The organism is Nocardia sp. NRRL WC-3656 (assembly GCF_000720265.1).
In the GTDB taxonomy this organism is placed as follows: domain Bacteria; phylum Actinomycetota; class Actinomycetes; order Mycobacteriales; family Mycobacteriaceae; genus Nocardia; species Nocardia nova.
The window spans coordinates 201,018-219,412 of sequence record NZ_JOJF01000003.1 but is presented as its reverse complement, the minus strand read 5'-3'; the positions used below and the strand labels follow the sequence as shown (position 1 = coordinate 219,412).

The 18,395-nt window shown below is 68.5% G+C and carries 15 protein-coding genes; 4 read left to right on the top strand and 11 right to left on the bottom strand.

Features of this window, described 5'->3' with window-relative positions:
* Positions 1-2: 2 nt before the first annotated feature.
* Both IG65_RS0106205 and IG65_RS0106200 read right to left on the bottom strand, forming a co-directional pair.
* Positions 3-2,072, bottom strand: coding sequence for an AMP-binding protein (locus IG65_RS0106205; protein WP_030513860.1), 2,070 nt, complete (start codon positions 2,070-2,072; stop codon positions 3-5).
* A 56-nt stretch (positions 2,073-2,128) separates the two neighbouring features.
* The gene (locus tag IG65_RS0106200; protein ID WP_051755438.1) at positions 2,129-3,280 is read right to left on the bottom strand and encodes a CdaR family transcriptional regulator; all 1,152 of its coding nucleotides are present in this window, start codon (positions 3,278-3,280) and stop codon (positions 2,129-2,131) included.
* Positions 3,281-3,754: 474 nt separating this feature from the next.
* Here IG65_RS0106200 and IG65_RS0106195 point away from each other — a divergent pair, with 474 nt between their 5' ends.
* From IG65_RS0106195 to IG65_RS0106185, 3 genes are all read left to right on the top strand, one after another.
* Positions 3,755-4,798, top strand: a complete 1,044-nt coding sequence (locus IG65_RS0106195) for a MaoC family dehydratase N-terminal domain-containing protein (protein WP_030513858.1) — start codon at positions 3,755-3,757, stop codon at positions 4,796-4,798.
* Positions 4,799-5,591: 793 nt separating this feature from the next.
* Positions 5,592-5,807, top strand: a complete 216-nt coding sequence (locus IG65_RS0106190) for a hypothetical protein (protein ID WP_063015577.1) — start codon at positions 5,592-5,594, stop codon at positions 5,805-5,807.
* A 66-nt stretch (positions 5,808-5,873) separates the two neighbouring features.
* On the top strand, positions 5,874-6,446 hold the full coding sequence (locus IG65_RS0106185) for a hypothetical protein (protein WP_156055510.1): 573 nt from the start codon (positions 5,874-5,876) through the stop codon (positions 6,444-6,446).
* A 95-nt stretch (positions 6,447-6,541) separates the two neighbouring features.
* Here IG65_RS0106185 and IG65_RS0106180 read toward each other — a convergent pair whose 3' ends face one another.
* The 9 genes from IG65_RS0106180 to IG65_RS0106140 form a co-directional block, all read right to left on the bottom strand.
* The gene (locus IG65_RS0106180; RefSeq protein ID WP_030513855.1) at positions 6,542-7,165 is read right to left on the bottom strand and encodes a TetR/AcrR family transcriptional regulator; all 624 of its coding nucleotides are present in this window, start codon (positions 7,163-7,165) and stop codon (positions 6,542-6,544) included.
* Positions 7,166-7,213: 48 nt separating this feature from the next.
* Positions 7,214-8,164 carry a S9 family peptidase gene (locus IG65_RS0106175; protein WP_231509068.1) on the bottom strand — a complete coding sequence of 317 codons (951 nt, stop codon included), beginning with the start codon at positions 8,162-8,164 and terminating at the stop codon, positions 7,214-7,216.
* 82 nt (positions 8,165-8,246) lie between these two features.
* Positions 8,247-10,373 carry an acyltransferase family protein gene (locus tag IG65_RS0106170; RefSeq protein ID WP_231509067.1) on the bottom strand — a complete coding sequence of 709 codons (2,127 nt, stop codon included), beginning with the start codon at positions 10,371-10,373 and terminating at the stop codon, positions 8,247-8,249.
* A gap of 145 nt (positions 10,374-10,518) precedes the next feature.
* Entirely contained in the window at positions 10,519-11,208 is a 690-nt protein-coding gene (locus IG65_RS0106165) for a rhomboid-like protein (RefSeq protein ID WP_369801472.1), read from the bottom strand.
* A 124-nt stretch (positions 11,209-11,332) separates the two neighbouring features.
* Positions 11,333-12,490, bottom strand: coding sequence for a class I adenylate-forming enzyme family protein (locus IG65_RS0106160; RefSeq protein WP_030513851.1), 1,158 nt, complete (start codon positions 12,488-12,490; stop codon positions 11,333-11,335).
* Positions 12,491-13,111: 621 nt separating this feature from the next.
* Positions 13,112-13,891 (bottom strand): metallophosphoesterase, encoded by a 780-nt coding sequence (locus IG65_RS0106155; RefSeq protein ID WP_197039796.1) that lies wholly within the window; start codon positions 13,889-13,891, stop codon positions 13,112-13,114.
* A 29-nt stretch (positions 13,892-13,920) separates the two neighbouring features.
* The gene (locus tag IG65_RS0106150) at positions 13,921-14,745 is read right to left on the bottom strand and encodes a BON domain-containing protein (RefSeq protein ID WP_030513849.1); all 825 of its coding nucleotides are present in this window, start codon (positions 14,743-14,745) and stop codon (positions 13,921-13,923) included.
* A 32-nt stretch (positions 14,746-14,777) separates the two neighbouring features.
* Positions 14,778-15,266, bottom strand: a complete 489-nt coding sequence (locus tag IG65_RS0106145; RefSeq protein ID WP_030513848.1) for a hypothetical protein — start codon at positions 15,264-15,266, stop codon at positions 14,778-14,780.
* Entirely contained in the window at positions 15,263-17,689 is a 2,427-nt protein-coding gene (locus tag IG65_RS0106140; protein WP_081879316.1) for a molybdopterin oxidoreductase family protein, read from the bottom strand. Before IG65_RS0106140 ends, IG65_RS0106145 begins: the two co-directional genes overlap by 4 nt.
* Before the next feature lie 176 nt (positions 17,690-17,865).
* Here IG65_RS0106140 and IG65_RS0106135 point away from each other — a divergent pair, with 176 nt between their 5' ends.
* Positions 17,866-18,390: a DUF4383 domain-containing protein gene (locus tag IG65_RS0106135; protein ID WP_081879294.1), complete on the top strand. Its 525-nt coding sequence runs from the start codon at positions 17,866-17,868 to the stop codon at positions 18,388-18,390.
* The last annotated feature ends 5 nt before the right edge of the window (positions 18,391-18,395 follow it).

The following is an 18,395-nucleotide window of genomic DNA, read 5'->3' as shown; positions in this document are numbered from 1 at the left end:
GCCTAGCGCTTCGGTGATTCGGGGGCGGGTAGCAGCCGCTTCACGATCTTGCCCGTCTCGCCCCGCGGCAGCGCGGAAACGAACGAGACATCGCGCGGCACCGCGGTGCGCCCGTGCCGCGCGCGAAGGTAGTCGCGCACCATCCGAGCGTCGAGGCCACTGCCATCCCGGGTGACGACGAATGCCGCTGCGCGCTGCCCGAATTCGCGATCGGGCACCCCGACGACGGCGGCCTCGCGCACCTGCGGCAGATACTCGAGCGCCTCCTCCAGGGGCCGCGGAAAGACCTTCTCGCCACCCGAGATGATCATCTCGTCACCGCGGCCGCAGATGAACAATCGGCCCGCGACATCGATATATCCGATATCCCCGGTATCCAGCATGCCGTCCTCGGTTTCGGCCGGCGGCGGGGCGTTGACGTATCCGTCGAAGAGCATCGGATTGGCGACGAAGATCCGCCCCGTCGCGCCCACCGGCAGTGGTCGCAGATCGGGGCCCAGCACCGCCACGGTGGTGCCCATCGGTGGCCGGCCGACCGTCGCCGGCGCCTGCCGCAGATCGTGCGGTGTGGCAATGGTCGCCCACGACACCTCCGTCGAGCCGTAGACGTTGTAGAGAACATCTCCGAAGGCGTCCATGAAGCGCTCTACCGTGGCTCCGGACAAGGGGGCGCTCCCGGAGGCGACGATTTTCACCGACGAGGTGTCGTAGCGAGCCCGCACATGCGCCGGCAACTCGAGAATGCGATGCAGCAGCGGCGGGACCGTGACGACGGTGGTGACGCGATGTTCGGCGATCGAGCGCAGGCACTCTTCGGGATCCAAGCGCCGCGGTAGCACCACCGTCGCTCGCAACGCGGTGCCGAGCTGCAGCATCGCCAACCCCCAGGTATGGCACAGCGGGGCGGCGATCAGCATGTTCTCCTCCATCCGCAGCGGGATCCGCGACAGGATCGCCGCCACGGGGTCGAGGTTGCGGGTGCGGGGGCGGCGGGCACCTTTCGGCGCACCGCTGGAGCCGGAGGTGAGAACGACGAGACGGCCGGGCCTGGACCGCCGCAAGGCCGTCTCCGGCGCGAGGGTTGCCAGCTCGTCGAGGGTGGTGCGGTCGGCCGCCTGCTCGGACCGATCCGTGCGGAAACGCGTGATCCCGGGATGCAGATAGTGAACCAGCGACTCCAGCTCGTCGTCGACGAACACGGCCGACAGGCGCTGGCGCTGGGACACGTTCTCCAGCTGACGAGCGGCCATGCCCGGGTGCAGCAGAACCAGTTCGAGCCCGGCCTTACCGGCGGCGACCATGGTTTCGACCATGCCGATGTGGTTGCGTGCCAGCAGTCCGGCACTTTCGGATCCGTCCAGTCCGAGCGCCAGCAGCGCGCGGGCGATATCGTCGGTGCGCCGGTGCAATTCGGCGAAACTGCGACGAACGCGCTCGTCGATGATCGCCGTGCGCTGCGGCGCACATGCCGCCGCGGCCGCGTATCCGCCGGCGAGGCTGATTCCCCAGCGCGCGAGTCCGTGCAGCTGCCCCAGCCCGTGGTCGAGCCGATGTGGGCGGACGACACCCGCCGCTACCAGCTGCCGCACCACGTCGGCTTTCCGGCGAACCGGCGACCGCGACGTTCCGTCGATCACCGCGGTCGGCACCGCCAGACAGCGCTGTGCCACCTTCTCCATCCCGTCTCGCAGCCAACGCACCACTGCCGCATTGTTTTTCGAAGCGATCACCGGATGCAGACGCTTGGGCGCGAAGACGGTCACCGCGACCCTGGTGCCGTCGCTCTGCGCGCGCAGACGGATCAGCGCCATGCTCCCCAGCGTCGGACTGTGCAGTTCGAGACTTTCGTATCGGCGTCCCGGAACGAGCCGCACCGGAACGGTCACCACACCGCACTCCGGACTTCCGATCCGGAACTGCAGCGACATCGAGTCGGCGACGGTCTCCTGCCGTTCGCAGCCGCCGATTCCGGTGAACAGCCGGGAATAGGTTTCCGGATCGACGAGCGCATCCCACAGCAACCCGAGCGGAACCGGTACATCCTGCACGGATTCGACAACCTCGCTGACCATATCAGGGACTCCCCTCCACACCGGCCACGCTGCCGGACGAGACCGGGCTCGATCGGTCAGCCGACGGAACCGTCCGAGTGCCCGAGCGAGCGAATGATCAGACCGGCCTGCAGATACCAGATCCCCGGCGGCCGTGACGGGTCGTAACCGGTCAATTCCTGAATCCGCCGAAGCCGATAGTCGATGGTGTTGCGGTGCACCTTCATGACCGACGCCGTGTGCTGCCGGCTCAGATTGGCCGCGATGTGCACCACCAGGGTCTGCAGCAGCCGAGGCTGATTCTCCAGAGGCGCGAGGATGGTCTTGAGACGCTCCAGCCCTCGCCCCGGCCGGGTGAGCTGATACTCCAGGGCGAGATCGGTGAACCGATACAGCCCCGGCCCCCGCCCCAGACGCTGGACGACATCCAGCAATTCGTGTGCGCGATCGGTGGCACCCGGTAGATCCGCCACCGAGGCGAAGACCAGTGTCGCGGTGACGGATACACCCGCCGCGCGGGCGACCGCGGCGACGAGATCGTCGTACGGCCGGGGTGTATCGAGCTCGGCGGGCACGACGATGGTGCCGCCGTGCTCGGTGAGCGTCGTGGTCGTCGCGGGGTCGCACCGCCGATCGAGTTCTCGATGCACGCGCACGACCTTCTCCCATGCCGCCTGCTCCGCAGTGTCCGGCGCCGACTCGTCGGGGTGCGGTGGAAATGCCACGGCGAGAACCGCATACGAGGCGCACCGCTGTTCCGGCACCGCACTGCGGCTCTCGGCGATCACCGACGCCAGCGACCGCATGGATGCCGGACGGGCGCCGTCCGGGTGCGCCCGGACCAGCGCCGCGGACGTGGCGGCGACGAGATCCTTGCGCAGCAGTTCCAATCGGCCGACCACCCCGCCCCGCTCGCACCCATCGCCGAGCCGGCCGCCCGCGCCGTCCAGCGCGACCTTGTCGACCGCAGCCCGCACCGCGTCCGTCGCGCTGTCCACCGACAGCCCGTCGCGCGCCGACTCCGCCGCGAGCGCCAGCAGTTGCCTGCATTGGGCCGGCGGAATCCGTCCTTCGATCACCCGGCCGATGAGCATTCCGGCCATGATTTCGAAACCGGCTCGCTTGGCCGCCGGATCGGTCGTGTGATCGCCCGGTGACGGCCGGTCGTCGTGATCGCCTGCCCGCGTCCGGCCCGAGTAACGGTTTCCCTCGATAGTGGAGGCACGCATCGTTCGAACTCCGTTCGCTCGCTGGGGGATTCGGCTCGAGATCGGCCCGGCGGTAACGGGCGTGCGGCAGTGGGACTTTTCGATACGAAATTCGTCCACATGAGCTTCCCCTGGATCGACCCGGCATCCGATCACCGGGTCGGGAACCAGGCTACCGCCGATGAAACAATGAATCAAGATTCGATTCATCGTAGACACGTGCTGTCCGAATTGCGCCGCGGACCGATTCCGGCACTCCAAAGATACCTTGCACCTGTATACGTATCATCGTTGCAAATGGCAGGCTGGCCTTATCCGTGCCGCATCCGCCGATTCGATACCGATTCTTTTCTTCCGGAGCAAGTCGACACCACAACCGTTGGGTGACCACTGCTGTCCGATCTACAGATTTCTGCCGATTCCGGACCCCGCCCGAACGACACCTCGACGATCGATTGATCCGTTGCCGACTCGAAGCTCGCGAAGGAGACGCCGATGCATGCCATCGCACCGGATCAGACCGACGAAAACCGGAGCCCGATCGGGTTGCGCTATCGCGCCGCCGACCGCTATGTCGTGACCGCGCAACGCATACGGGCGTATTCGGCAGCGGTGCGCAATCGGCACGCCGCGCATTTCAGCACGGCCGCGGCGGCGCGGTCCGGCTTCTCGGAGCTCGTGGCGCCGCCGACGTTCGCGGCGATGCCCTGGCTCGCCGCCGCACGTGAGCTGCTCGGCATCCTCCCGCCCGGCATCCGACCACGTCGCATTCTGCACGCCGAACAGACGATTCGGATCGGCCGGCTCCTACTGGCGGGCGACGTGCTGACAACCGACCTCTACATCGACTCGCTCGAGCGATATCCGGACTACCGCTCGCTCGGCGTCACCATGGTCCTCCGCGACAGAGACGACCGCGTGCTGCAGGCCGGCTCCGCAAAGCTGTTCAGCGACCGCTCGTTCGATCGGCTCGAGGGCCCGGCGATCGACGTGATCCGGCGGCATCCGCGCGTGGTCGAGGACCGCGCCGACGTCGCCGAGCCGGTCGGTTTCGCCCGGCGGCCCCGGCCTCGTTCCGGGTTCCGGACACCGGTGCCGGGTACGCGACTGCCCCCGCACACGGTGACGATGCGGCGCCGGGAATTGCAGCAGTACGTCGCGCTCACCGGCACGGTCGACGGACGGGTCGCACGCGCTGACGAACCGCTGTGTATCGGAACCGCGCCCGGGCTGATGCGACTGGCTCTCACCGCGGGAGCCGTGGTGTCCTGGCTGGGAGACCCCGGCATGGTGCGCACGTTGCACGCCGAATTCAGTCATCACTGCGTCCGGCCGGCGCCCGGTGCGCAGCGAATCGAGCTGCTGGGATCGGTCGGACGAATGAGCTCCGACGGGCGCAGCGCCGACCTCGACCTCGATGCGATCTGCCGAGGCCGGCACCTCTTCGCGCGCGCGTCGGCGGCGGTGAACCTGCCCGATATCCGACCGGCAGCCGACGCCGGCGCACGGATACACCTCGGCACAACGACCGAAATGTGATCGCGCACGTCCCGGCGCAGACCGCGGGTTGTCGGTTTTCCAACCGCGAACAAAAGAATCGAATCGGTCGTCTCGCCCGGACTATTCTGAAAATCGTGACGCCGAAATGCGCGGCCGGTGTCACATTCGCTCGGCGGTTCCTACCATTGATCAGCAGGCCCCGGTCGGGGCCGCCGAGCGATCCCTCCGAGTTTTCACTCCAATTATCGAGGCCCGAAACAACGGCCCGAAGCGCCGCAGCCATCATATTCGGTCGCACTGTGCTCGTCGAAGTCCGCGACCGTGCGCCTTCCGTCCGGCACCGCCGATCCGTTCACCGAAAGCAAGGGGCCGGGGCGATCGGTCGGTCCATCGCCCCGGCCCGCAGAGGTCGCCGGCGTGGCCGACGGGTCGGGGCGTCGGACACCTCGAATTCCGGCGCAGGAATGCGCGCAGGAACGGAATCCTCTTCGGCAACCTCTGGAGCGGCAGTGCCGCTACCGGAGACCAACTCGGTATTGCGCTGCCGGACTTCACGATACGGGCTCGCGGGGTCGTCTCCGACAGGTCTGCCCGAAGCCCGGACAGTGCACAAACGATCGCTGCCGAACCGGCGGCGAAACTCCAGAATTTCGGCGGATGACGGCGAGGGCGCCGGCCTTCGGGCACGACCGGGGCGCCCGGGACGCGCGTGCCGGCCCCCGGCACTGCTGCCCCGGACACTCGGGGCTGTCCGAATCCATCCGCATGTAGTGAATTGGACGATGCGGCAGCCGCATTCACAACGACATCCACGGAACAGGACCTCATCCGAATGAAGAAACTCGGAACTCTCACCCTGATCGGTGCCGCGTCGGCGGCTGTGCTGTGCGGCGGCGCGGGCGTCGCGGCGGCGGACGCCACCTCGGCGACGCCGGTGGTGGCGCCGGGCGAGCCCGACCCCACGGGCACCGGCTCCTCGTCCGGCATCACCGATCTGGTGAAGGCGCTTTCCAGCGGAAGTGCGCAGGCCGCCACGCCTGCGGAGTAATCGGGACGGTTCCCCACTTCCCCCGAGGTGGGGAACCGGCGCGGCTGGGCCACTATGTTCGTGGGTATGCACTGGGATCAGATGACCGCCACGACCGAGGAGCTGCGCAAGCGAGCGACCCGGCTGCGACGCGGCGTCGGTCAGCTCGGCATCCTCGAATCGATTCTCAGCGCGGCCCACGGCCCGTGGCTGGGCGCGATGGACGCCGACGGCCGCGGCACCGCCGAACTCAGAATGCATCTCGCCGGGCGATATCGGGTGACCGCGGTGGTGACCAGCGCCGGCAAGCTGAGCCTCATCCAGCTGCACGCCCCCACCGCCGACGGCGGTGACAGTGAGCGTGTGCTCTCCCCCAAGCCCGCGCTGCGCCGCGGCTGGAACGACGACGAGCCGATGCCGAAGCAACCGCATTGGCTGGACTATCTGGTCGAGTGGGTGGGTTCGGCCAGTACCGACGTCGACCGGCGCTCGGTGCTCGAATGGCATCTCGAGGGCGCGGACCGGCGACTCGCGGCGATGAACGAGACCATCGAGAGTCTGCGGCTGAGCCTGGCCGAACGCGAAGAACTGCGCGACGAGGTCGCCGCGGAGGTCGACCGGCTGCGCGCCGAACTCGACTCACTCGACCCCGCACGCTAGGTCCGGATCACTCGATGCGCGACAACGGCTGAGTGCTGCACCGGAACGCACCGCCGAACAGTCGCGACACACGGCGCGACGACCGTCGTGGCGATTTACGTCTCGATCAACGACAGGGCGACCGGGATGAGCAGGTCGGTCAGCTCGCTCACGTCTGGTCGGGGCTGCATCAGCAACCATTCGTGGGCCAGGCCGTTGACCGCCCCGATCAGCACACTCGCCGAGAGGGCGGCATCGCCCCGCAGGCGCGCGCCCGGGCCGGCGATCGGGACCACCACCATCTCGAGCAGGGTGACCCAGCCGTGCCGGCGTTCGCGGCGATGCTGCTCCATCCGGTCGCTCGCGCCCACCACCTCGATGAACGCCAGCTTGGCCCGGTACGGGTCGGAGGTGATCGAGTCGAGATAGGCCGACAGCACCACCGCCATCGCCCGGGCCGGGTCGGCCGGCGACAGCGAGCCCAGCGTCCGCACAACCGCCGCGGCGGCCTCGTCCTGGACCCGGTCGTAGGCGGCGATCAGCACATCCTCACGGGTCTGGAACTCCTCGTAGAACTGCCGTTTCGACAGCCCGGCCGCGGCGCACACATCGGCGAGAGAACAGTTCGCGTAGCCCCGTTCGGCGAACACCTTCGTCGCCGCGACGACGAAGCGCTGACGGCGTTCGGCCCGGCGTTCGGTCACCGCACGGCCGCCGTACTGTCTGTCCGCGATCGTCACGAACCCACACTATCGGTCGCGGCGACCGGGGGCAGGGACGGTGCCCGGCTACGCCGATTCCGCGATGCTCGCGAGAATCGCCACCCGCGCCACCGCCCATGCCGCCGATCCGGGATCGGTGAATTCGGCATGCCCGACGCCGGGCAGGACGTGCAGGTCGGTGGGGTCGCCGGCGCGGCGAGCGGCCTCGGCGTAACGGCGGCTCTGTTCGACCGGTACCACCCGGTCGGCGTCGCCGTGCACGGCCGTGATGTGCACGCCCCTGGGAAGATTGACGATCGGAGAGGCGTAGCGGTAGCGGTCGGGCACCTCGTCGGGCAGACCGCCCAGCAGTTTGCGCGCGAAACCGTCGTTGCCGTGGGCTACCGCGTAGTCGAGATCCAATACGGCCGCCATCAACGTCACACTGCGAATGTGCAGCCCGCGCGAGGCGGCGGCTCCGTCGGTCCGGCGGCCCGCGACCCACGCCGCCAGCTGCCCGCCCGCCGAATGACCGGCGAGATGGACGTTGTCCAGATCGAGCCGTCCGCCGGCGCGCTGCTGGACGACCGTGGCCAGAGCGCCGACGGCGTCGTCGACGTCGGTCAGCGTCACCGGCCAGCCGCCGGCGCCGTTGACCCGCCGATACTCGATATTCCACACGGCGACACCGGATTCGGCGAGTTGCCGGGCCTGCGCGGCGAACTGGGTCAGGTCGCGGTACTGCGCCCACCCGCCGCCGTGGATCAGCACGACCACCTGACACCGGCCGGAGGATCCGGACAACGGCCCACCGGCGGGCAGATACAGGTCACCGAAGGTATCGGCCTCGCGGCCGTACGCGATCCGGATCGGCACACCGGCTTCGGCCGATTGAGTGATCAGACCGGGCACCGCCGGACCGGCATGCCCATCCGGTGCCGCCGGTTCCACGGAACCGAAACCGATCCCAGCGACGACGACCGCGAGAACCCCGGCCATGACCCACCGGCGCGCCCCACCCTGTCCAACGCCCACCACGTGCGGGCACCTCCTGCTCGAGCCACTCGTGAATACCGTACTGGCAATCGAGCCGCCCTGTCGCCCCACGTGACGCGCGGCACTACCACCAGTGCAGCAACGGCCGCAACTGCCGGCCCAGCGCCCCGGACAGCGAGCGCGAATAGCTCGAGGTCAGATGGTGTTCGTCGTGGTAGATCAGGATATTGCCGGCGACCACGGGGCAGACCGACGCGTCGCAGAACGCATCGCTCAGATCGATCGGAAAGATATTCGGATACCGCGAGGCCGGTTCCAGCTGGGGATCGACCGGATCGAGCGCATCGCTACGGCGCATACCGCAGCTGACCGGGTCGCCGCCGCCGGCCAGACAGTCGGCCGCCGCGTAGCGAATCTCGTTGTGGCGCAACCACGGTGAATCGCGGATGGTGATGGTGTCGAGGCCGCGTTCGGCCAGCGCCGACCAGACGTCCACGTATTCGGGCGGTGTTTCGTCCCCGGTTCCGGCGCGAGGCCGGCTGCCGGTGGTGAACACCCACTCCGGCCGGTCGGCGGCCAGGCGGTCCAGCACCGCGCGCGACCAGTCGCGGCAGTCGGGAATCGGTTCCCCCTTGTAGGTGGCGTCGTCGGCCAGGGTGAGGGGGCAGCCCATCTTCAGATACACCCGGATGCGGAACGAGTACTGCGCGGCGAGCTCCTGGAGCGCCGGAACCCAGTGTTCGGCATGCGAACTACCCACCACCGCCAGTGTGCGGGTGGCGTTCGCATCGCCGTAGGTGCACGTGACCACCTCGCGGGTGTCCCAGTCGGCGATACATCCGTCGAGGGTCGGGGGCGGTAGTTCGCCCGGAGCCTGCAGGACGGTGGGCCGCATGGGGGCCTGCGGTGTCGGCGCCCCTGCCGCCAGCGCCTCCGCACCCGGATACAGCACCGGATCCAGCGGCCGCATCGGTTGCGCCGGATGCATCCGCACCACGCCGAACTGCCACGCACCCGTGGCCGCCACCACGACGACGGCCACCACGCACACCACCGTGCCCGCGCCGCGCCGATACAGCCGCGAGGCGATCGGCACCGGCACCTCGCGCGCACCCAACCGCAACGGCTGTTCGATCAGCCGGTGCGTCGCCCAGGCCAGCAGCAGCGACACAGCGACCACCAGCGCGCCGTCGCGCAGCCCGGCGTGCGGACGACCCGATTCGGCCAGATAGAAGATGAGGATCGGCCAGTGCCACAGATACAGCGGATAGGCGACCTCGCCGAGCCACTGTGCCACCCGCGAGGCGAGAATTCGATTGGGCCACGGCATCTGTGCCGCGGCGACATTGTTACCGGAGACGATCACCGCCACGACGGCCAGGACCGGCACCAGCGCCGCGGGACCGGGATAGCGGTTGGCGCCGTCGACGATCAGCCAGCCGCACGCCAGCACGCCCAGCACGCCGGCGAGCGCCGTCACCGCCCGCAACATCCGCGGCAGCAGCAGGGCCGGTCCGGCCAGTGCCAGCGCCGCCCCGGCGAGCAGTTCCCACAGCCGCGCGCCGCTGTCGTAGTAGTTCCAGCCCTGATGAGTGGCCGCCCCGTGGGTCGCGTACAGCAGCGACGCGACGGCCGCGGGTGCGATCAGAGCGGCCAGGACCGGGCGCAGCAGTGCGGTGCGGCCGGTGCGGCGCAGCACGGTCGCGACCGCCGCCACCACGACGAGGGCCAGCAGATAGAACTGCCCCTGTACTGCCATCGACCACAGATGCTGCAGCGGACTCACCGACGGATCGGCGGCCAGATAATCCGACCAGCTCGTCGCGAGCCGCCAGTTCTGGTAGTAGAACAGCGAGGCCAGGGTCTGTCCCGCCAGATCCGACCACTGTGTGTAGGGCCGCGTATACACGGTCGCGGCGACGACGGCGGCCAGAACGACGACCATCGCCGGCAGTAGCCGCCGCCCGGTCCGGCGCACCGTGAATCCGATGCCGACGGCTCCCCGTTCGGCCCGGCGCACCAGCAGTCCGGTGAAGAAGAATCCCGACAGCACCAGGAAGACGTCCACGCCGCCCGACACCCGGCCGAACCAGATGTGGAACACCACCACCAGCGCGATCGCCACACCGCGCAACCCGTCCAGGTCGCCGCGGTAGGCGGTCGTTCTCGTCGCGGTATCGGCGGTGTCCGAGGACGATCGGGCCGATCGGGCCGCCACGGCGATCCGGCTGCGCGCGATATCTCCGGTCACCACGCGAAACGCCGGTTCCCGCGAGGGGGCGCCGGTACCGACACACGAGGGTGGAGATGAACACGCGCAGACCACAACACGTCCACTCTCTTAGCACGCCGCAAACACTCAGCGCCACTTCGCCTTCCGGACGCGCGCCGATGAACTAGACTGCGCGCGCGCGACGGTGGCGGTCGCGCCGGGCCTGCGCCGGATTCCACGTCGGCGCGGTGCGGCTCCGGGTGAGCGGGTAGCACGCCAGCCCGATCAGGAAGGCCGAGAAGTGGCCGATTCCGGTGAAGGTCAGGTGGATCAGCGGCGGCGCGGCGAAACAGGCCGTAGCCGCCACGAGATACGCCCACCGCCACGGATATGCGATGTGGTAGGTCAGCACGCCGATGATGCCGGCGAGGAAGTAGCTGACGCCGATATCGCGCACGTCGACGAGGGCGGGGTCGGCGTATCCGTGCCGGATCGCCCAGCCCAGCAGTCCCTCGCTGATGTAGGTCGCGCCCACGTGGGCGAGCAATCCGACGATCGCCCAGCGCAGGGCGCCCAGCCACCGCTCGGCGGGGGCGTGGAATACGCAGTACAGCACCAGATACGGCAGCCAGAAGTAGCCGGCGACCCACAGCAGGCTCGTCACCAGGACGTGGAGCGGATCGCTCTTCAGGTTCGACAGATTCGTCGAGCGCTCACCCAGAATGATCTTCAAATCGTCGAGTGACACCGCATGCTGCACGATCGTGGTCACCAGCAGCAGCGCCAACCACGAGAACGTCCACGGCGCCGTGCGGACGTAGCGCCATGCCGCCGCGGCACGACCCCGCATCCGCTCAGATCGTCGATTCGCCACCGTGGCTCCTCACCGGCCGATCGGTCCCGGTGCTCACGAGACGTCGAGCACCGGCGCATCGACTGTGTATCGCCCGCGCGACGGCGGCATCACCCGGCGCGGATGAAGTACCGGGCGCCGCCGGTCAGCCGGCGTCGACGACCGATGCGGGCAGGCCGGCCAGGCTGCGGCTGAGATAGCTGCCGTCGCCGGTGAGGCAGCGTTCGAATTCGACCGGGTCGTTGAGGTAGGTCGTCGCCAGGGATTTGGTGTGCACGTGCGCGTACTGTTCGCCGTCGGCGGAGCGGGCCTCCATGCGGACTCCGGACAGCAGATGGACACCGGACTCCCCGTCCGCGGCGTCGAAGCCGTATGCGACCGGACCGGTTTCGTCCAGGCCGTAGCAGATGGTGATCGGCCCTGATACCGCCCGCACCCGTGCCGCCACCGAGGATGCGACCGAATGCGGGGACAGCCGCAGGCGGACCCGGCGCAGTGCCGCGGCGACATCGGCCGACAGATCCTCCCGGGTGCCCTGCACCATGGCCTGATAGACGGCGGGTTCGGCCACCAGGACCGTCGGCGATTCCGCGGCCAGGTGACGATGAATGTTGCCCGGCGCATGGGTTCCGGCCGGCAATACCAGATCGGCGCCGGCGACGAGGTTGGCGACGGTGGCGGTGTGAAATCCGAAGCGCCCGAACAGGCCTGCGAAACACAGCGTCCGATCGGATTCCCGCAGTTTGCTCGCACCGACCCAAGCGGTGGCGGCGTTGAGGACCGCGGTCGCGGAGTATTCGAGACAGACCAGCCGCCGCGACGGCGCGGAGGCGACGCGGCACAGTTCGGTGTCGCGGTGCAGGGCCGGGCGGTCGCCGTCGAAATCGGTGCGCTGCGCCCAGGATCGCTCGTCGAGCCGGATTCCGCCGGCCTGCCCGGAGGCGACGACGGCGTCGATTCCGCACTCCTCGATCAGCTCCCGCATCGCGGTGAGCGGCAGTGCCGGATTGGCGAGCACCGGAATGTCGCCGCGGGCGAGCAGCGACAGCATCGTCGAAATGTATCCGGGCGAATTCCCGAGCGCCACAAGGACTCTCGCCCGCGGACGGCGCAACACCGTATCGAATCGCGCGGCCTTGTCCGAGACCTCGGCGAGCAGGTCGCCGAAGGTCCGGCTGTCGTGCATGCTCGACACCGTCGCGTACGGACGCATCCGCATGGCGGTCGTGACCGCGCTGAACAGCAGCGCGGGTCTACCGGCACCGGTCGCGATATCCCTGCCCCGATATCCTCGAATATTCACCGATGCAGAATTTATTGTCATCGAATACCAATCTTTGTTCCCCCTTGTCCGATATCTACCGCATTCCTCCCCGCAGTACACGCTCGCACCCGATCACATGTGGACACAGGCAGCGACACATCGCCTGCGAAGGAAAACGTCACATGTACGCCACCGGGATGCGGACACATTAGCCAGAACAACAACAATGCGCAACCGCACGCATTGTTACGTGTTTTACGGACACATTTACGGATGCAAGCACATTTGCACGGTCGAATGTACGTGATTTTGTGCGTGCGGCGGCCCGCTCGTCGATCTTCATCAGGTGTGGTCCGGCGAGCTCAGCGGTACTGCGAAACCCTCCGCGACACCGGCCGTTCCCGCCGGGTTCCGGGGTGTGTCGCGGCCGGTGCCCGAGCGGGACCGCCTCCACCTTCCCGGGCCGGGCGGCCGCGCGAATTCGCCTCGCGATCGCCCGGAACAATCCTTCCCGCATCGGCGGGAAGGGAATTCCTGCCGCTCGGGCGGCGGTTGCCCGCACCCGCCGATGAGTATTCTCCACAAATGATTCCGCAGCCCGGAGGGAATTGCCAGAAGTTCGGCGGCACTTCCCACCCGGATAACACCGGCAATTGCTCGTCAGGCCGGAGTCCGCGCGGTCTCGGCCGACTCGGTCGGCACACCGGACGTCGCCGCCCGCTCCGGTACCTCCAGATCGTAGACCGTGTACGCCGCGCGGATCACCGGCTGGGCCACATTGCGCACCCGCACCCCGCCCGGTGTGGTGCCGCGCTCGTATCCGGCGTGGGCGTGCCCGTGGATCGCCAGATCGGCGCCACCGCAGGTGTCGATCGCCTCACCGAGCAGATACGAGCCCAGGAACGGATAGATTTCGGGCGGCTCGCCGTGCAGGGTGTCCCCGCAGGGGGAATAGTGGGTGAGCGCGACCTTCACATCGGTGTCCAGCCGGCACAGTGCGACGTGCAGCGCGTCGGCGAGATCGACGGTGTAGGAGGCGAATTCGCGCATGATCCGCTCGCCGAAGACGCTCGCGCACTTTCCGGCGAAGCCGCCGCCGAATCCCTTCGTGCCCGCGACGCCCAGCGAGTGAGGCCCCACGGTCACCGTGGTGGAGGTCCCTTCCAGAACCCGGATCCCGTGATCGCACAGCAGGGCCGTGATGTCGTCCTGCCGATCGGAATGGTGATCGTGGTTGCCGAGCACCGCGATCACGGGCACACCGGGGTCCTCCAGTTCGGTCGCGACCACCCGCGCCTCGTCGAGAGTGCCGTGCCGGGTGAGGTCGCCGCCGACCAGCAGGACGTCGGCCTCCTCGGGCAGTCGTTCCAACGCCGGGCGCAGGGTCCCCTGCGATTCCGCGCCGAGGTGGATATCGGCCACCGCCGCGATGCGCACCACCCCGTCCGTCGTCCGTTCGGCGCCCGTCATCAGCTCAGCCGTTCGTGATCGACGGTGGGCGCGTGCGTGGGGGTAACCCGAATATCGTTGTGAATGCGCAGTTTCGGCGCGTGCTCGCGCACGATGTCCTCCAGATCGCTGCGCTGCTGTTCGCTGCCGACCTCCCCGCACAGCACCACCACGGCGCCGCGGATGGTCACCTGCACGCCGAGTTCGGCGGTGCGCGGGTCCTCCGCGAAAGCCCGCCGCAGATTCGCGACCAGATATTGCGGCAACACCTCGTCGCCCGAGTCCTGAGCCATGACCTCACCTCCGATTCCGAGATCCTCGATCAGCGCCAGAAACGCCCGCGCGTACGGCGACACCGCGGTTTCTTCCCGCGCGCGCCGCCAGTCGACCTGTTCCCGCAGATCCCGGGCTATCGCCAGCAACCGCGTGAAATCGAGCCGGTGCGGGTCGAGGACCATCAATTTGTCCACCATCAGATCGGTGCCACTGAGCACCGGAGCCGCCGCCGGGCCGATCCGCATCCAGGTCGCCCGGCCCAGCAGATCGTCGTCGACGTTGCGGTAGTTGGGCCGGAAGATCAAGTCCACCAGCGTATTTCCGTCGTACACCTTGGTCAGCCAGTCTTCGGGCGGGTCGACGGCGTGCAGCCCGGATGCGGTCAGGATGTCGCGGGCGCGGCCGGCGTCGACGGGTTTGACGTAGATGTCGACATCGTGGTCGCTCGCGGGACCACCGCGCGCGTACACCGCACAACCGCCGCCGACCGCGAAGTCGATCTCGTGGGCCAGCAGCGCGTTCACCACCTTGGTGAGCGTGTGGAGCAACTGCTCTATCGAGGCAGTCATAGCGGGCGCATACCCACCGTGGGCAGCGGTATTCACGGCGTCGCGACGGCCTGCGGCGCGGTCTCCTTGATCTTGGCGTTGGCCCAGCGCATTTGCCGCAACGTCTCCGGATGACAGTCGGAGGCCAGTTCCAGCAGTTCGCTGTCTCGCCCGGCCTGTGCCGCTTGCGCCAGGATTTCCCAGTTCACCGACACCACCGCGGCGTGGCTGTGAATCTCGCGCAGATCGCGCAGCAACAGCAGGGCGGGCGCGTGGCGGCGCCCCACCAGGGTGCCGAGAGCCCGCCGGACCGATTCCACCGATCCGGAAGCCGTCACCGGCGAAGGGTCCAGATGCAGACCGCGGTCTTCCCCGACGGCGGCCAGTTTGCGGCGATGGTCGTCGGTCCAAACCAGCAGGTCCCGGCACACGTGGTGGACCTCGTGATCGGTGCGGTGCCGGTCGGCGGTGCGGATCAGCAGCTTTCCCAGATGGGTCTCGCTGCGGTGTATCTCGGCGAGCATGGCGTCCAGGTCGTTCATCGCGCACTCCGCTCCAGTTCGACCGCCGGTGTGGTGACGCGTTCGGATCGCCGGGCGGGCCGGGCGAGTTCCACTGCGGCGGCGCCGGATTTGAACAGCGGTTGTTTCGAGACCGGATCCCATTCGGTGGGGGTGAGCTCGTTGGCTGCGGTGCCGTCCTTACCGGCGGGGCGATCCCCGGCCGCGGTATCCCAATAGCCGTAGTGGAACGGGAGGAAGACCACGCCGGAGCGGATGGCGCCGGTGCGCAGCCGCGCCGTCACCTGCCCGCGCGCGGTGCGGATGCGCAGCAGGTCGCCGTCGTCCCATCCCTCCCGCCGGGCGTCCTCGGCCGCCATCTCCACCCACACCTGCGGCGCGGCGGCCTGCAGTTGCGGTGCGCGGCCGGTCTTGGTGCGGGTGTGGAAGTGGTAGAGCGTGCGACCGGTGATCAGCGCGTACGGATAGTCCTCGCTCGGCGTCTCGTGCCGCGGCAGGTACTGCGCCGCCTTGATCACGGCGCGGCCCTCCGGGTTCAGCGCGCGATACTCGGTCGGCTCCAGCGGAGCACCGGTGATCAGGTCGCGACCGTAGGTTTCGCAATCCTGCGGCGCCGCACGGAATGTCGCGTCGGCGTACAGCCGCTCGGTGCCGTCCGGATGCTCCTCGGTGCACGGCCACTGAATGCCACCGCGCACGCGAAGTTTCGCGTAGGTCATGGCCGAGTAGTCGCACAGGCGCCCCGCGCTGCACCGCTTCCACTGCTCGAACACCTCCTCCGGCGTCCGCCAGGGCAACAGCGGTGCGCCGTCGGCGTCGCGCAGATCCAGGCGGCGGGCGTAATCGAGGAAGATATCCAGGTCGGGCCGGGCGTCCCCGGGCGGCTCGACCGCCTTCTCCGACAGGTGCACGGTGCGGTCGGCATTGGTGAAGGTGCCGGTCTTCTCACCCCAGGTCGCCGCGGGCAGCACCACATCCGCCAATTGCGCTGTCTCGGAAAGGAAGATGTCCTGCACGACGAGAAACAGCCGCCGCTGCGACAGCAGGGCGCGAACGCGCGCGAGTTCGGGCAGCGACACCGCCGGATTGGTGCCGTTGACGTAGAGGAAGCGGATCGACCCGTCCTCGACGAAGCGCAGGATCTGCATGAGATGCGTCGGCGCGCTGAAGTGCGGTATGCGTTGCGGGTCGACATTCCACAGCCGGGCCAGTTCTTCGACGTGAGAATCGTTGGCCCAGTTGCGAAATCCCGGCAGATCGCCGTCGGCCCCGCATTCCCGGGTGTTCTGCGCGGTGGGCTGGCCGTTCATCTGCAGGACGCCGCAGCCGGGCCGGCCGAGCATGCCGCGAATCAGGTGAATGTTGTTGACCTGCACCGCGGCCGCGGTGGCCTGATGGGATTGGTAGAAGCCCTGCAACACGGTCGACAGCACCCGCTCGCCCGTGCCGATGATCCGCGCCGCGGCCCGCAGATCGGCCTCCGGCACATCGCAGACCTGTGCCGCGCGTTCGGGCGTGCAGTCGGCGACCTGTTTGCGCAGTTCGTCGAATCCGACCGTATGCGCGTCGATGTAGTCGCGGTCGATCCAGTCGTTGCGGATCAGCTCGTGCAACAGCGCGTTCATCACCATCACATTGGTGCCCGGGCGCGGCGCCAGATGGACGGTGGCCGCGCGCGCCACCTGCGTGGTGCGCGGATCGACGCAGACGAGGGCGGGCGGATTCGGGCCGCGCAGGCGATCGAGCATGCGCGCCCACAGCACGGTCTGGGTTTCGGCGACGTTGTGGCCGTAGAGCGCGATCACGTCGGCGTGGTCGACGTCGGCGTAACTGCCGGGCTGCCCGTCGGATCCGAAGGATTCCTTCAACGCCTCACCGGCGGTGGCGGTGCACAGCCGGGTGTTGCCGTCGAGATGATTGGTGCCGATGCCGCCCCGGGCCAGGACGGTCAGCGCGTAGTACTCCTCGAGGAACAATTGCCCGGTGGTGTAGAAGCCGATCGAGCCCGGCCCGCGCTCGCCCAGCAGTTCGCGGGTCCGCTCGGCCACCATCGACATGGCTGTGTCCCAATCGGTTTCGACCAGTTTGCCGCGCCGGCGCACCAGCGGGGCCGTCAGCCGGTCGGGTGAATTGTTGGCCTGCCAGCCGAAGAGGTCCTTCGGTCCCAGCCGACCGCGGTTGACCCGATCCCCGGCGCGGCCGCGCACTCCCACGATGCGTCCCTCGTGCACGGCGATATCCATGGCGTCGCCGTTGGAGTGCAGCACCGAGGCGGTCGGCACCCAGCGTTCCACCATGTCCTCGCGCACACCTTCGGCCAGGAACATATCCACGCGCTCCGGCCACGCTTGGCCGGGGCCGTACGGAGTTCGCGTTCCCCACGGGTGTGCGATGCGGTCGTGTTCACTCGTCCCGGCCGTGTCTGTGCCGGATCGGATATGCATGGTCACCTCGGAGACGAAGAGTGGCGGACGAAGCGGACCGGTCCTGGCGGTAGCTCAGGTTTGTGTGCGCCATACCCGCGCTCACCGGGTTGTAACTGCTTCGCGCTGTTTGTGGCGGTCCGGTGCGGTTACCTTCGGAGATACGGGCGAATCGTCGGCACTCGAAGGGAGCAGCGATGGCCACCGCATCTGTACCTCGGCATCGGGCGCGGGTTTCCCCGGTGCAGGCCGCGGCCTATTTGGTCGGGGCGGCGTTCCTGGTGGTCGGGGTGCTCGGGTTCATTCCGGGCGTGACCACGAACTACGACATGCTCACCTGGAGCGGGCACCATTCCGGCGCCGAACTGTTCGGGGTGTTCCAGGTCTCGGGGCTGCACAACACCGTGCACCTGGTGTTCGGCGTCGCGGGTCTGGCGATGGGCCGCACGACGATGACCGCGCGGACCTACCTCATCGCCGGCGGTGTCGTCTATCTCGCGCTCTGGGTGTACGGACTGGTCGTGGACAAGGAGTCGACCGCGAACGTCATTCCGGTCAACACCGCGGACAACTGGCTGCATCTGGGCCTCGGCGCGGCGATGCTGCTGTTCGGCCTGTTCCTGGGCCCGGGCGACCGTCCCATCCTGTTCGAGGGCTCTCCGCAGCCGGGACGGCCGGAGTCCGCTCCGCCGCCCGGGACCGGCCACGGCCGGACCGATTGACGGGC

Bases quoted from the DNA above. Each gene is read 5' to 3' on its own strand.
- IG65_RS0106205 (WP_030513860.1), bottom strand. From the start codon at position 2,072: ATGGTCAGCGAGGTTGTCGAATCCGTGCAGGATGTACCGGTTCCGCTC.
- IG65_RS0106140 (WP_081879316.1), bottom strand. From the start codon at position 17,689: ATGCATATCCGATCCGGCACAGACACGGCCGGGACGAGTGAACACGAC.
- IG65_RS0106185 (WP_156055510.1), top strand. From the start codon at position 5,874: ATGCACTGGGATCAGATGACCGCCACGACCGAGGAGCTGCGCAAGCGA.
- IG65_RS0106135 (WP_081879294.1), top strand. From the start codon at position 17,866: ATGGCCACCGCATCTGTACCTCGGCATCGGGCGCGGGTTTCCCCGGTG.
- IG65_RS0106190 (WP_063015577.1), top strand. From the start codon at position 5,592: ATGAAGAAACTCGGAACTCTCACCCTGATCGGTGCCGCGTCGGCGGCT.
- IG65_RS0106195 (WP_030513858.1), top strand. From the start codon at position 3,755: ATGCATGCCATCGCACCGGATCAGACCGACGAAAACCGGAGCCCGATC.
- IG65_RS0106150 (WP_030513849.1), bottom strand. From the start codon at position 14,745: ATGACTGCCTCGATAGAGCAGTTGCTCCACACGCTCACCAAGGTGGTG.
- IG65_RS0106145 (WP_030513848.1), bottom strand. From the start codon at position 15,266: ATGAACGACCTGGACGCCATGCTCGCCGAGATACACCGCAGCGAGACC.
- IG65_RS0106200 (WP_051755438.1), bottom strand. From the start codon at position 3,280: ATGCGTGCCTCCACTATCGAGGGAAACCGTTACTCGGGCCGGACGCGG.